We start from the raw sequence: 13,285 nt of genomic DNA, 5'->3' as shown, positions 1-13,285 counted from the left end.
GCTTTGGGAGCGCTATGCCGCCAGCCGCGGCAAAAATCGACTCACGCGTGCAGTGCCAGCTTCGCGAGCGGCCGGCCGACCAGTCCCGCCACCAGCGCGGCCTGGATCCGCTCCACCAGCGGCAGGCGAGAGAGCGGCGCCACCAGCCGGTCGCGCAATGCGGGGATCACCCGGCTGTCGGACTGATAGACCGGCGTCAGCAGCGCCGTCAGCGCCTGGTACAGCGCGACGTGCCGCCGTCGCAGCGACACCGTGCGCGCCAACCCTGCCTCCATCGTCGCGGCACCGCGCAGCCCCTGCCGCAGCGCAAAGGCATCGAGGAGCGCAATGTTCGCCCCCTGGCCCAACTGCGGGCTCGCCGAGTGCCAGGCGTCGCCGATGTGGATCAGGCCCGTGGCCGCCGGCTTCAAAAGCGTGCGATGCGCATAACGCGCCACGGCGAGCTGGTCGGGATGGTCGATCCGGGCGAGCAGCGGCTCGGTTCCCGGCCACAGCGCCCGCACCTCCGCCTTCCACGCCGCCAGTCCGGCCGCCCGCCACGCTTCCAGCCGGTCGAGCCGCAGCGACCAGAACAGCGAGGCTTCGGCGCCACCGCCACCGGCGCGCTTGCCCGTCGGCAGCACGCCGACCATTTGGCTCGCCCGGTGATAGCGCTGCTCCAGCGTACTCGGCGACAGCGCGCTCTCTTCGGGCCAGGCGAGGCTCGTCCACAGCGCGCCATAGGCGAGTTCGCGGCCCGTGGGCGGTGCCAGCGGCGTGCGGCTGCCCAGCGCGTCGACCACTAGGTCGAACCGCACGCTGCGGGTGCCGCCTTCGAAGAGCAGGCGGCGACCGCCGTCGCTGGCCGGCTCGCTGCCGATCACCGTCTGACCCGTCTCGATCGGGATACCGGCTGCGATCGCAGCATCGAACAACACGCCGAACAGGCTCGCCCGGTGGATGCCGAGCCCGAAGCGCTCGCCCCTGAGCGCCCGATAGGCGACGTCCAGCACGACGCTGCCTTCCGCAGTGCACCCGAGCAGGCGATCGACGCGCGCGCCCCGCGCCAGCACTTCCTGCGTCAGTCCAAGCTCCCGCATCACGGCAAGCCCGGTCGGCTGCAGCATCAGCCCCGACCCGATCGGCTGCGGCGTCGCGAACCGCTCGAACAGGGTGACATGGTGGCCGTCCCGCGCGAGCAGCAGCGCGGCTGCCAAGCCGGCTGGGCCGCAGCCCGCTACCGCGATCGTCCGCGCCGTCATCGCGCCAAGTCCAACGCCATCTGCACGCCGGGTGTCGCCGGATCGGGCAGGGGGCCGAGGTTGGAGAGGGTGACGCCCAGCAGCCGCACCCCCATCGGCAGCGGATAGAGCCCGCGCACCAGCTCCACCGCGATCGCGTGCAGCGTTTCCCGGTCGCCGACCGGCTCGGCCAGGCTGCGGCTGCGCGTCAGGGTGCGGAAGTCGGCGAAGCGGATCTTGGTCGTCACGGTGCGGCCGGAACTGCGCGTGCGTTCGCACCATTCCCAGACATCGTCGGCCATTGCGCGGATGCCGTCCTCCACCGCCTCGGGCGTGACGAGGTTGATGGCGTAGGTGGTTTCCGACCCCGACGACTTGCGCACCCGGTCCGGCGTAACGGCGCGGTGGTCCTCGCCGCGGGCGACGCGGTAATACCATTCGCCCGACTTGCCGAAGTGCGCGCGCAGCCATGGCAGCTCCTTTGCGCGCAGGTCGGCGCCGGTGTGGATGCCGAGCCCGGCCATCTTCTCGGCCGTACGCGGGCCGATGCCGTGGAAACGCCCCACCTCCAGCTTGGCGACGAACGCCTCGCCCGCACCCGGCGGGATGACGCACTGCCCGTCGGGCTTGTTGGCGTCGGAGGCGAGCTTCGCCAGGAATTTGTTGTAGGAGATGCCGGCCGACGCGGTGAGGCCGGTTTCCTCGCGGATGCGCCGCCGGATCTCCAGCGCCGTCTCGGTCGCGGACGGCAGCCCCGCGAGGTTTTCGGTCACGTCCAGATAGGCCTCGTCCAGCGACAGCGGCTCGACCAGCGGCGTATAGCTGTGAAAGATCGCGCGGATCTGCTGCGACACTGCGCGATAGACGTCGAAGCGCGGCCGCACGAACACCAGTTCCGGGCACTGCCGGATCGCCCGCGCCGAGGGCATCGCCGAGCGTACCCCGAAGCGCCGCGCCTCGTAGCTCGCCGCCGCGACCACCCCGCGCCCGCTCGAGCCGCCCACCGCCACGGGCCGCCCGCGCAGCTCCGGCGCGTCGCGCTGCTCCACCGACGCGAAAAAGGCGTCCATGTCGACATGGATGATCTTGCGGGTCATGGCACGCGAACAGGATAGGAACAAACGTCCCCGATGTCACCCGCCAACCTTGGTGGCTCTTCGCTATCATGGTGCCGGCATCAAAGCCGCGGTGAGCCCGTACCCCGGCGAAGGCCGGGGCCCAGATGGGGGACGGTTGAGGCGCGTGGCACATCGCGATTGCACCGCAACTGGACCCCGGCCTTCGCCGGGGTACGGATAAGCTCTTGCTACGGTGTCACCTCAGCGCCGAGCCCGCCCCGTTCGAACAGAATGCCCGGCGCGTCACGATAGTGGACCTCGCCGAAGCGCCGGTAGCCGAGCTTCTCCGCCACCCGCCGCGATGGCAAATTGTCGGGGTGGATGAGGCACACCGTGCGTTCGGCGCCATGCACCTCGGCCATCCACGCATGCGCTGCCTGCACGGCTTCCGTGGCATAGCCCCTGCCATGGCCTTGCGCCGCCAGGATCCATGCGGCTTCCGGAAAGGGATCGAAGGCGGCGCCGAACCCGCGCGCGAAATGGGCGATTCCCACTTCGCCCAGGAAGCGTCCGCCGTCCTTCTCGCGGACGGTGAAGATGCCGTAGCCAAAGGCCGTCCAGTGGCCGATGTTGCGCAGCAGCTTGTTCCACGCATCCTCGCGGCGGATCGGCTGCCCCCCGATGAAGGCCATCACGCCCGCATCGCTCAGCATCGCATGGCTGTCGTCCAGGTCCGCGAGCGTCGGGCGGGCAAGGGTCAGGCGCTCGGTCTCGATCTCTGCGTTCCCCTGAGTGCCTTCCATCGGACTGCCTCCTCCTCAACCCTGCTGGTCGTGCTTGTCCTTCTTGCGCTTGCCGAACAGGAGCTTGCGTTCGAGCTCCAGCCGCAGCGCTGCGTAATAGGCCTCCAGGAACTCGCGGTCATAGCCCTCGTCGGGGTTGCGGCCGAGCTTGATGCGGATGGTGCGCGCCACCATGAACTGGTCGTGCCGGTCGTTCCGGCGCAGCACGTCCTCAAGCTTGTGCAACTCGAATGCGCCATAGGCGGCGAGTTCGTGCGGCGCGAAGCGATAGCGATCGCCCTCCAGCGCGGCGGGATCGAGCAGCTCCGCGCCGATCTGCCCGCGCTCGTTCTCCACCACCCAGGTGCCCGCCACCAGGTCGCCTGCGCGCATCCGGTCGCGGTTGAACAGGAGGAAGAACAGAAACAGGCACGCCCAGCCGAGCGCCAGGAAGCCGACCCAACCGTCGATCGTCCCTTCCGCAAAGGCAAAGGGGAGGAAGCTCAGCGGCAGGAACAGCTCGACCTCGCGCATCAGGTTGCGCGCCAGCACGGCCGTCGGGGTCAGCCGCCCCCCGTCCCGCGCCACCACCCGCAGCTTCTGCATCCGCTTGCCCGGCGTCGCCGCGCGCCCGCCCGCCTCGAACGCCACGAAGTAGAAGTTGCGCAGCAGGAAGAAGCCGAGCAGCCACACGACCATCAGCAGCGGGCCGGTCGCGGTTCCTCCCGCTTGGGCGAGCAGCACCACCAGCAGGGTGAAGCCGACCAGGATCGCCAGCATGACCAGCAGGTCCAGCACCAGCGCGCCCGCGCGGGCGCCACCGCTTCCCAGCCGCACGTGAAGGGTCACCCCCTCGGGCGTCACCAGCGCACGGTCGAGCGACAGCGGCGGGCGCGGCTTGCGCGGGCGCCTAGCCACGGCGACGGCGCCCGACGAGGCTGAAATAGCCGACCCACAGGGCGAACATCGCACCGGCGATGGCGTAGCGTGCGCTGTCGCTGGTCACCAGCTGGCGCGCGAACCCCTCCAGCAGGCCGGCCACCAGCAGCATCAGGATGACGCCCAGCATCACGGTGGCGGCGGTCCGGCCGGCCGCCCCTGCGGCAGCGACGCGTCCGCGTTCGCCCGGAAAGGCGATGGTGTGGCCGATCCGCAGCCCTGCGGCGGCCGCCAGGACGATGGCGCTCAGCTCGGTCGATCCATGAATCATCAGCCAGCCGAACAGCCCGGGCGCGAGGCCATGCGGCGTATAGACCGCGAAGATCGCGCCCAGCATCGCGCCGTTCTGCACCAGCAGGATCAGCGTCGGAATGCCGAGCGCAAAGCCCAGCGCAAAGCACAGGAACGAGACCTGCGCGTTGTGGGTGAACAGAAAGGCCGCGAACACCTCCAGCCCGCCATCCTCCGGCTTGTCGTAGAGCGACTTGCGCAGGAACTCGGTGGAGGCGCTCATGTCGCGGCCGCTCGCCATCTCGGATGGCATGATCGCGCCGAACCACGCGGGTTCGGCGCGGATCAAGGCGTAAGCGGCAACAGCGCTCAAAATGGTGAGCAGCGTCGCCACCAGGATCTCGGGCCACAGCGTGCGCACCGCCTGCGGCAGCCCGCGCGCAAAGAAATCGACGATCTGCCGCCCCCACGGCGCGCGGCAGCCGTAGAGCACGAAATAGGCGCGGGTCGACAGCCGCTCGAGATAGTCGACCAGCGACGCATCCAGCGACGTCTCGCGCGCCACCGACAGCGCCGACAAGGTCGCGCGGTACAGCCGCGGCAGCTCGAACAAGTCCTCTTCGGAAAGGCGCCGGGGGCTCTTGCTCTCGACGACGTCGAGCAGCGCCTCCAGCCGCGCCCAGTCAGCCTCGCGCTCGGCACGGAAGTGGCGGCTGGCGAACAGTGGCGCGTTCATGCCACCCGCTCCCGGTGGCGGAGATAGCGCTCGACCAGCCGGAGCGCCATCGCCTCGGCCGGCGCCTCGATCACGTCCACGCCCATCCGCCGCAGCCGTTCGATCACGATCCGCCGCTCGCGCAGCAGCGCATGGGCGACGGTCGCGCGCACCACATCGTCGGCATCCTTCGGCTCGGCATCCTGGATTCCCTCCAGCTCTTCGTCGCGGAACAGCACGAACAGCAGCCGGTGGCGCTTCAACATGCGCTGGGCGGCGGCAAGCATCAGTTCCGCGCTGGTGGGGTCGGTGAACTCCGTGAACAGCACCACCAGCGAACGCCGCTCCAGTCGCGAGTCCAGCGTCACCAGCGACAACGTGTAGTTGCTCTCGTCGGTGCCATAGTCGATGTCGGCCGCGGCGTGGTGCAGCCGCGCAAAGCCGCGCGTGCCCGACAGCGTGCCCGAATCCACCTGCGGCCGAGCGGCAAAGGAATAGAGCCGCACCCGGTCGCCCGACTTCAGCGCCACGAATGCCGCGAGCAGCGCTGCCGAGACGGCGCGGTCGACCCGCGGCACGCCGCCGACCGGGTCGCTCATCGCGCGCCCCGCATCGACCGCGAACACCACCGCATTGTCGCGCTCCGTCTGGTACTCGCGGGCAAGCAGCGACGCGTGCTTGGCCGACGCCTTCCAGTCAATGGTGCGCCGTTCCATGCCGGGCTGGAAGTCGGTGAGTACCTGGAATTCCTGCCCCTCGCCGCTGTCGCGCCGCATGCGCAGGCCGGTATGCTGGCTGTTGAGATACTGGCGCATCCCCTCGTCGCGGACCGGGCGGATGTCGGGCATGACGGCGATCGCCTGGCCGCCCGGCCGGCGCGTCTGTCGCCAGGCGAGCCCCATCGGCCCGGCATGGCGCGCCCATAGCGCTTCCACGACTGCGCGCCCGCGCCGGACGGCCCGGAAGCGGGTGCTGGTGCGTGACCCCTCGCGCTCCAGCGGTCCCGCAATTTCGGCGGCAAAGGCAGCAGGCAACACGCGCGTGTCCTGCTCCAGTCGCGGTGCGAGGTCGAACGTCTCGCCGACGTGAATTGCCGCCGGGGTCGCGATCGACAGCCGGGCGCTGCCGAGCCGTGGCGCCAGCAGCGCGTCGACCACCACCAGCACCAGCATCAGCGCCACCCAGCCGAGTGCTGCCACCCAGGCGCCCGGCGCGACGATGCCGACGGCGAGCGCCACCGGCGCCGCCGCGGCCACCAGCCACACCGCGCGCTGGGTGGGATAGATCAACGCGGCGCCTCGGTCGCGTCGATCAGCCCGGTGACGACATCGTCGATCCGCCGCCCGTCGATCTCGGCCGCAGGCGACAGGATCAGCCGGTGGCGCAGCAGCGCCGGAGCGAGCAGCTTCACGTCGTCGGGGATGACATAGTCACGCCCCTCCAGCGCCGCTGCGGCCCGCGCTGCCGCGGCCATGGCCGATGCGGCGCGCGGGGAGGCGCCGCTCGCGATATCGGGATGCTCGCGGGTCGCCCGCACCAGCCGCACGATATAGTCGATCACCGGATCGACCAGTCGTACCTCCGACACCGCAGCAATGGCGGCTGCAATCTCCGCGGCACCCGCGACCGGCTGCACGCCCGAGTCCTCGGGCCGCGGCGTACCGGTGCGGTTGCCGTACTGCGCGACGATCGCGCGCTCCGATTCCTCGGACGGCCAGCCGATCGACAGCTTGAACAAGAAGCGGTCGAGCTGCGCCTCGGGCAGCGGATAGACGCCCTGCTGCTCGATCGGGTTCTGGGTCGCGACCACGGTGAAGCGATCCGACAGCCGCTCGGTACGGCCGTCGGTGGTGATCGCGCGCTCCTGCATCGCCTCCAAGAGCGCCGCTTGCGTCTTGGGCGGGGTGCGGTTGATTTCGTCGGCCAGCAGCAGCTCGCAGAACACCGGGCCGCGGGTGAGCGCGAAGCTGGACGTCTGGAAGTTGAACAGGTTCGCGCCGATGATGTCGCCGGGCATCAGGTCGGGCGTGAACTGGATGCGCCCGAAGTCCAGGCTCAGCGAACGGGCGAAGCTCTGTGCCAGCAGCGTCTTGGCGGTGCCCGGCGGCCCCTCCAGCAGCACATGGCCGGCGGAAAACAGCGCGATCGCCAGGAAGCGCACCACCGGTCCCTGGTCCACCACGGCCTTTGCGATCTCGCGGTCGATCGCCTGTCCGAGCGACCGGACCTCTTCGAGCGTCATGCCAATGCGTCCTTCCATGCGTGGAGTTGTCGGGCCGCCGCCACCAGCTCCGCTTCTGTGCGGGCGGTGCGCAGGCGATGGTCGATCTGCGAATAGGGGGCGGGGCGGTCGCCCAGCCGGTCGAGGCGCTCCAGCACGCCGGCCTCGTCCAGGTCGCGCGGCAGGTCCATGGTGCGAACCAGCCCCTCGCGCGCGATGTCGGCGTAGCGCCCCCCGGCCGAGAGCGTTCTGCCGGACAAGCGGGTGAGGGCGGCGATGTTGTCGATCAGCGCCGCTTTCCCAAGCGCCACCGCCCGCCGCTCGCGCAGCACCGGCCCGAACCGCACCGCGGTCGCAAGTCCCGCCAGCACGGCGGCGGCGATCATCGCCAGGGTCGCCGCCAGGAACGGCGGCGTGAACAGCAGCTTCACCAGGTTGCGGTCGCCTGGGCCATAATGCAGCGACGCGTCGAACACGGCCGCACCCGGATATTTCGGGTCGAGGGCCGCGAGCAGCGCGATCGCCGCCTGCGCATTCTGCGGGTGCTTGAGCGCGGCATTGTTGAGGAGGTCCGGGTCGGAGAGCACATAGGTGTTCGTCCGCCCGATTCGCGCCAGCACTGCCGCCCCGTCCTGGTCCCGCAGGACCGGGACCAGTGTCTTGCCTGTTACGGCGCTAAGATACCGGGGCGCCAGGAAGGGGCGGAGCTTCCAGCCCGGGGCGCTGCGCATCTCCTGCGTCGCGCCATAGGTGGTGTCGACAGCCTTGGCGGGCACCAGCGCTGCGACCTTCTCGGAACTCAGCAGCCCCACGCGCTGCACCCGATTGGGCTGTAACGGCAGCGCCGACACGTGCCACTTGGGCAGCACGATCAGCGTCGGAAAGTCGCCGCTCTCCTCTGCGTCTTCCTCCTCCGCCGCGGCCGCATGTGCCTCGCGCGCCTGCACCAGCCTGGCCACCTGCTCGGGCTGGGTGTCGATCGCCGGCGTCAGCACCGCCAATTCGGGCATCGCGGCCAGATCGTCCGGATCGGCCACCAGCGATCCGCCACCGCCGGTGCGGTCGACCAGCTGGCGAAGGGCATAATAGCCGGCGCCATGCTTCTCGTCGGCCGCCGGAAGCGAGCCCAGCTGGCGCGACAGCACGTCGGAAAAGCCGTTGAGCAGGATCGCCGCCAGCGCCAGCAGCGTGCCGACCACCACCAGCACGATCGCGGTGCGCCGCGCAAAGGGCTCGGGTGTCGCGCTCATGCGGTCTTCAGTGCGAACCGAGCGTAATCCGCACGGGCCGCTTCCCAGTCGCCCGCCTCCAGCGCACGCCCGCCGAACCAGCTGCGCTCCACCGCCGCCACGATCCGCGCGAACACCCCGCGCGCCTCGCCTGGTAGCCCCTCGGCCCGCGCGATGTCGCGGCTGGTAGAGGAGGGGCGCACTAGCTCGCCGCGCCAGGCGGCAATGTCGTCGATGCTGCGGAACAGGATCAGGTGCACCGCCTCGTCATAGCGGCCGCCGGCCGCCAGCGCGTCCGCCTCTTCCAGTAGCGCGCGGGCCTGGCGCTCCGTCGGCGCCCATTGCGGCGTCTCGTCCACGTCGCTGCGGCCGCGCCGGACGATCGAGAGGACCCAGTCCCGCAACCCCGGAACCAGCGCGAACAGCAGCACCGCAACCACTACTGCCGCCGCGATCCAGCCGATCACGGTCCAGCCGTCGCCGACCCAGGCGACGAAGCGCGCGATCGCTCTGCCCAGCGCCTTCAGCCACTCGGGCGTCTCGCGCGCCTCGATGTGCCGCATTGGCAGGTCGAACTGGATGCTCTTGTCGGCCAGGATCGCGCGATGCGCCTCCGCCACACGCGCGGGGTCGGGCGGCGCTGCCGCCGATGCGGCCTCCATGGATGCGCGTGCCGTCATTCGTCCCCCTGCGCGCCGTTGGAGCAAATCGCCGATTTACACGCAACGCTTTTCGCCTAGGCTTGGCGAACCGGCGGGGGGCGGGGGATCCATGGCAGTCATATTGATGTTGGTGGTGCTGCTTGCGCTGCCCTTCCTGTTCATCGCCGCCCTGATCTTCGCGGCGCGTACCGAGGCGCGGCGACATCCCTGGCGCTTCCGCATCACCGACGTGGTCTCGCAGAGCTTCTCGACGATCGGCCGTGCGCGCCTGCCGATGCTGGCGACCAGCCTGGTGACGATCGCGCTGCCAGCCACCGCCCTCCAGACGGCACTCGGCTTCGACGCAACCGCCCGGATGTTCACCATGCCGGACGAGCAGGTGCTGACCGCCCTCGGCATCGGCTGGCTGGTCAGCCTGCTGGTGGGCACGCTGGGCGAAGTCGTGATGATCGCGATCGCGCTCGACGTGCTTGCCGGGCGGCCGGTGCAGTTCGGGCCGGCGCTGGCGCAGGGACTGCGGCTGCTGCTGCCCGCCATTCTCGTCCGGCTGCTGCTGTGGGTGGGTGTCGCCTTCGGCTTGATGCTCTTCATCATCCCGGGACTGGTGCTGATGCTGACCTGGGCGATCGTGCTCCCGGTCCTGGTCGCTGAGCGTCCCGGCATCTTTGCCAGCTTCGCGCGCAGCGGGGAGCTCCTGCGCGGCGCCCGCTGGCGGCTGCTGCTGCTCTTCGCGGTCGTGTTCGTGGCTTGGTCGCTGTTCGGCGGCATGGGCCAGGGCTTCGCGCTCGCCAGCCAGACCAGCGGCGCCCGGATCGGCAGCATCGTCATCCAGACGCTGGTCGCGACCCTCACCGGGGCGATGGGCGCGGCCGGACTTTCGACCATCTACCACCAGCTCAAGTCCGAACGCGAAGGGCTGGTGGGCGAGGATCTGGAGGCGGTGTTCGCATGACCGCCCGACATCGACAGGAACGGAGAACAGGCTTGCTACGAACGTTGCTGATGCTCGCCGCGGCCGGCGGGCTCGCCGCCTGCGCGGCCGATGGGACGCGGGCGCATACCGCCGGCGATCGTTCGGCCAGCGCCAAGAAGGACAAGGGCGACGAGGCGCCCGGCGCGGGCAAGGGGTATAACCACGATCCCTATCCCTCCACCTACCGCGCCTATCCCGGCCGGCCGACGCTCCTCACCAACGTTACCATCTATGATGGCGAGGGTGGCCGCATCGACGGCGGCGCCGTGCTGTTCCGCGACGGCAAGATCGTCGAAGTCGCCCAGTCGATCGCGCCTGCTGAGGGCGTGACCGTGATCGACGGCACCGGCAAGTGGGTGACGCCGGGCGTGATCGACGTCCACAGCCACCTCGGCGACTATCCCTCGCCCGGCGTCGAGGCGCTGTCCGACGGCAACGAGATGTCGGCGCCGGTGACCGCAGAGGTCTGGGCCGAGCACAGCGTCTGGCCGCAGGACCCCGGCTTCGGCCGCGCGCTCGCGAACGGCGGGGTCACCACGCTGCAGATCCTGCCCGGCTCCGCCAACCTGTTCGGCGGCCGCTCGGTGACGGTGAAGAACGTCTACGCCCGCACCATGCAGGGGATGAAGTTCCCTGGCGCTCCCTATGGCCTCAAGATGGCCTGCGGAGAAAACCCCAAGCGCGTCTATGGCAGCAAGGGCCGGATGCCGACGACCCGCATGGGCAATGTCGCGGTCGATCGCGCCACCTGGGCGAAGGCCCGCGCCTATGATCGCAAGTGGGACAAGTATGAGGAGGACGGCGGCGACGCGCCCGATCGCGACCTCGCCATGGACACGCTGCGCGGCGTCCTGGACGGCGAGATTCTCGTCCACAACCACTGCTACCGCGCCGACGAAATGGCCGTCGTCCTCGATATGGCCAAGGAGTTCGGCTACAAGGTGACCGCCTTCCACCACGCGGTGGAGGCCTACAAGATCGCCGATCTGCTGAAGGCGAACGGCACCTGTGCGGCGGTCTGGGCCGACTGGTGGGGCTTCAAGATGGAGGCCTATGACGCGGTCGGCGAAAACCTCGCCATCCTCGACCGCGCCGGTGCCTGCGCGATGATCCATTCGGACGACGAGAACGGCATCCAGCGGCTGAACCAGGAAGTCGCCAAGGTGATGGGCTCGGCGCGCCGCGCCGGTATCGCGGTCACCCCCGAACATGCCTGGACCTGGCTCGCCATCGCGCCTGCGCGTGCGCTCGGCATCGACCAGGTCACCGGCAGCCTGAAGCCCGGCAAGATGGCCGATGTCGTGCTTTGGAACGGCGATCCGTTCAGCGTCTACACCCGCCCCGAAAAGGTGTGGGTCGATGGCGCGCTGCTGTTCGACGCCAATGACAAGCGGCTGCGGCCGGTTTCCGATTTCGAGCTCGGCCAGCCGGGCGAGGGGGATGTGAAGTGAAGCGCCTGATCCTTTCCACGGCGGCCCTGCTGCTCGCCACGGCAGCGGCGCTGCCCGCCTCCGCGCAGACGGTCGCGATCACCAACGCCAAGCTGGTGGTCGGCACTGGCGCCGGTCCGGTCGACGGCGGCACGGTGGTGGTGCGCGATGGTCGCGTCGTCGCCGCCGGTCCCGGCGTGGCGGTGCCCGCCGGGATGCGCACCATCGATGCCGGCGGCAAATGGGTGACGCCTGGCATCTTCGCCGGTTTCACCCGCATGGGCATCGTCGAGGTCGATGCGGTGCGCGGCACGAACGATGCCAGCGCCGACGAGACGGTGTTCAACGCCGCGCTCGACATCGCCCCTGCCGTGAACCCGCGCACCTCCGCCATCGCCCTCAACCGGGCTGAGGGCGTCACCCGCGCCGTCGTCGCGCCCGAGAATGGCGGCTCGATCTTTGCCGGCCAGGGCGCCGTCATCGATCTCGCCGCGGACATGGACGCGGTCACCCGCCCGCGCGCCTTCCAGTTCATGGAATGGGGCGAAAGCGGCGCGCGCGCTGCCGGCGGCAGCCGCCCGGCCGCCTTCGCCATGCTGCGCAACGCGCTGTTCGAGGCGCGCGAATATGCCCGCAGCCCCGCGAGCTTCGCCGATCGCGGCAAGGACGCGCTGCTCACCCGCCTCGACGCGCAGGCGCTGGTGCCGGTGATCGAGGGGCGCATGCCGCTGCTCGCCCATGTCGAGCGCGCGTCGGACATCCGCGCGCTGCTCGATCTCAAGCGCGAACTCGGCACCGTCAAGCTCGTGCTGGTCGGCGCCACGGAAGGCTGGACCGTCGCCGCGGACATCGCGGCGGCCGGCGTGCCGGTGATCGCCAGCGCGCTTGCCGACCTGCCGTCCTCCTTCGAGCAACTCGCCGCCACCCAGTCGAACATCGGCCGGCTGAAGGCGGCGGGCGTCCCCGTCGCGATCGGCATGATCAACAACGACGAGGCGCGCCAGGCGCGGCTGGTGAAGCAGTACGCCGGCAACCTCGTGGCGCTCAGCCGCATTCCCGGTGCCGCCGGGCTCGACTGGGGCAGCGCCTTTGCGGCAATCAGCTCGCGTCCTGCCGAGGCGCTGGGCATGGGCGGCGAGTTCGGCTCGCTCCAGCCCGGCCGCCGCGGCGACGTGGTGATCTGGGATGGCGATCCGCTGGAGATCGGCTCGATGCCGACACAGGTGTTCGTCGACGGGGTCGAGCAGCCGCTCGTCCACCGCCAGCAGCGGTTGCGCGACCGCTACCTCGATCCGACCGAGGGCACGTTGCCCAAGGCATATCAATACTGACCGCTTCGTGCCGCCCGCGGGAACCGCGCGGGCGGCACGCGCTTTGTCAGGAGAGCCGCCGCCCGCGGCACCAGAGGAGGTCTATTCCGATGCGCTTTCCGACCCTGATCGTTCCCGCGCTCGCCCTGGCGCTCGCCGCATGCGGCGGCAACAGCGAGCCCCAGCCGACCGCTGCCGAAAACGGCGCAACGGCCGAGGCCACCCAGCAGCTGGACGCCAAGGTCGCCGCACTTTCGGAAGGACAGCGCAACGGCGTGTTCATCCGCGCGATCCGCGACGCAGGGCTGCCGTGCCAGGGCGTTACCGCCTCCGAACGCTCGGGCGACGCCCAGGCGACCTGGACCGCCACCTGCACCGACGGCTCCAAGCACATCATCGCCTTCACCCCCGACGGGATGGCCAAGGTCACCAGCATGACGCGCAAGTGAGCGCGCCCAACGGGTGACTTACCGGTGCGGCGCAGCTAGGGGCGATCCCATGGCCGCGCCGCCCTC

Annotated in this window: 13 protein-coding genes; 4 read left to right on the top strand and 9 right to left on the bottom strand. The window is 70.2% G+C overall.

Features of this window, described 5'->3' with window-relative positions; translation table 11 throughout:
• Positions 1–41: 41 nt before the first annotated feature.
• From ABDZ92_RS07065 to ABDZ92_RS07025, 9 genes are all read right to left on the bottom strand, one after another.
• Positions 42–1,241, bottom strand: a complete 1,200-nt coding sequence (locus ABDZ92_RS07065) for an FAD-dependent oxidoreductase (protein ID WP_125960669.1) — start codon at positions 1,239–1,241, stop codon at positions 42–44.
• Positions 1,238–2,317: a DNA polymerase IV gene (dinB, locus tag ABDZ92_RS07060; protein ID WP_125960670.1), complete on the bottom strand. Its 1,080-nt coding sequence runs from the start codon at positions 2,315–2,317 to the stop codon at positions 1,238–1,240. The genes ABDZ92_RS07065 and dinB overlap by 4 nt, the downstream gene beginning before the upstream one ends.
• A gap of 209 nt (positions 2,318–2,526) precedes the next feature.
• Positions 2,527–3,081 carry a GNAT family N-acetyltransferase gene (locus tag ABDZ92_RS07055; protein ID WP_125960671.1) on the bottom strand — a complete coding sequence of 185 codons (555 nt, stop codon included), beginning with the start codon at positions 3,079–3,081 and terminating at the stop codon, positions 2,527–2,529.
• A 15-nt stretch (positions 3,082–3,096) separates the two neighbouring features.
• Positions 3,097–3,978 (bottom strand): RDD family protein, encoded by an 882-nt coding sequence (locus tag ABDZ92_RS07050; RefSeq protein WP_241211824.1) that lies wholly within the window; start codon positions 3,976–3,978, stop codon positions 3,097–3,099.
• Complete coding sequence (locus tag ABDZ92_RS07045) at positions 3,971–4,966, bottom strand: stage II sporulation protein M (RefSeq protein WP_125960672.1); 996 nt, start codon at positions 4,964–4,966, stop codon at positions 3,971–3,973. The genes ABDZ92_RS07050 and ABDZ92_RS07045 overlap by 8 nt, the downstream gene beginning before the upstream one ends.
• Complete coding sequence (locus tag ABDZ92_RS07040; protein WP_125960673.1) at positions 4,963–6,234, bottom strand: DUF58 domain-containing protein; 1,272 nt, start codon at positions 6,232–6,234, stop codon at positions 4,963–4,965. The genes ABDZ92_RS07045 and ABDZ92_RS07040 overlap by 4 nt, the downstream gene beginning before the upstream one ends.
• A complete protein-coding gene (locus ABDZ92_RS07035; protein ID WP_125960674.1) occupies positions 6,231–7,187 on the bottom strand; it encodes an AAA family ATPase in 957 nt (318 codons plus the stop codon). The genes ABDZ92_RS07040 and ABDZ92_RS07035 overlap by 4 nt, the downstream gene beginning before the upstream one ends.
• Positions 7,184–8,416: a DUF4350 domain-containing protein gene (locus tag ABDZ92_RS07030; RefSeq protein WP_125960675.1), complete on the bottom strand. Its 1,233-nt coding sequence runs from the start codon at positions 8,414–8,416 to the stop codon at positions 7,184–7,186. The genes ABDZ92_RS07035 and ABDZ92_RS07030 overlap by 4 nt, the downstream gene beginning before the upstream one ends.
• Positions 8,413–9,075 (bottom strand): DUF4129 domain-containing protein, encoded by a 663-nt coding sequence (locus ABDZ92_RS07025; RefSeq protein WP_125960676.1) that lies wholly within the window; start codon positions 9,073–9,075, stop codon positions 8,413–8,415. The genes ABDZ92_RS07030 and ABDZ92_RS07025 overlap by 4 nt, the downstream gene beginning before the upstream one ends.
• A 91-nt stretch (positions 9,076–9,166) precedes the next feature.
• Between ABDZ92_RS07025 and ABDZ92_RS07020 the strand changes: the two genes are divergently transcribed.
• The 4 genes from ABDZ92_RS07020 to ABDZ92_RS07005 all read left to right on the top strand — a co-directional run bounded on the left by ABDZ92_RS07020 (position 9,167) and on the right by ABDZ92_RS07005 (position 13,219).
• Entirely contained in the window at positions 9,167–10,009 is an 843-nt protein-coding gene (locus ABDZ92_RS07020) for a hypothetical protein (protein WP_125960677.1), read from the top strand.
• A 50-nt stretch (positions 10,010–10,059) separates the two neighbouring features.
• The gene (locus tag ABDZ92_RS07015; protein ID WP_125960798.1) at positions 10,060–11,481 is read left to right on the top strand and encodes an amidohydrolase; all 1,422 of its coding nucleotides are present in this window, start codon (positions 10,060–10,062) and stop codon (positions 11,479–11,481) included.
• A complete protein-coding gene (locus tag ABDZ92_RS07010) occupies positions 11,478–12,791 on the top strand; it encodes an amidohydrolase family protein (protein ID WP_125960678.1) in 1,314 nt (437 codons plus the stop codon). The genes ABDZ92_RS07015 and ABDZ92_RS07010 overlap by 4 nt, the downstream gene beginning before the upstream one ends.
• Before the next feature lie 89 nt (positions 12,792–12,880).
• Entirely contained in the window at positions 12,881–13,219 is a 339-nt protein-coding gene (locus ABDZ92_RS07005; RefSeq protein WP_125960679.1) for a hypothetical protein, read from the top strand.
• Positions 13,220–13,285 lie beyond the last annotated feature (66 nt).

It is taken from the genome of Sphingomonas molluscorum (assembly GCF_039522995.1).
GTDB classification, from domain to species: Bacteria; Pseudomonadota; Alphaproteobacteria; order Sphingomonadales; family Sphingomonadaceae; genus Sphingomonas; species Sphingomonas molluscorum.
Note: the sequence above shows the minus strand (reverse complement) of the source record. Positions and strands in the feature narration are given on the sequence as shown.

Coding starts and splice junctions, on each gene's coding strand:
- ABDZ92_RS07025 (WP_125960676.1), bottom strand. CDS start 9,075: ATGACGGCACGCGCATCCATGGAGGCCGCATCGGCGGCAGCGCCGCCC.
- dinB (WP_125960670.1), bottom strand. CDS start 2,317: ATGACCCGCAAGATCATCCATGTCGACATGGACGCCTTTTTCGCGTCG.
- ABDZ92_RS07035 (WP_125960674.1), bottom strand. CDS start 7,187: ATGACGCTCGAAGAGGTCCGGTCGCTCGGACAGGCGATCGACCGCGAG.
- ABDZ92_RS07030 (WP_125960675.1), bottom strand. CDS start 8,416: ATGAGCGCGACACCCGAGCCCTTTGCGCGGCGCACCGCGATCGTGCTG.
- ABDZ92_RS07020 (WP_125960677.1), top strand. CDS start 9,167: ATGGCAGTCATATTGATGTTGGTGGTGCTGCTTGCGCTGCCCTTCCTG.
- ABDZ92_RS07015 (WP_125960798.1), top strand. CDS start 10,060: ATGCTCGCCGCGGCCGGCGGGCTCGCCGCCTGCGCGGCCGATGGGACG.
- ABDZ92_RS07005 (WP_125960679.1), top strand. CDS start 12,881: ATGCGCTTTCCGACCCTGATCGTTCCCGCGCTCGCCCTGGCGCTCGCC.
- ABDZ92_RS07045 (WP_125960672.1), bottom strand. CDS start 4,966: ATGAACGCGCCACTGTTCGCCAGCCGCCACTTCCGTGCCGAGCGCGAG.
- ABDZ92_RS07065 (WP_125960669.1), bottom strand. CDS start 1,241: ATGACGGCGCGGACGATCGCGGTAGCGGGCTGCGGCCCAGCCGGCTTG.
- ABDZ92_RS07055 (WP_125960671.1), bottom strand. CDS start 3,081: ATGGAAGGCACTCAGGGGAACGCAGAGATCGAGACCGAGCGCCTGACC.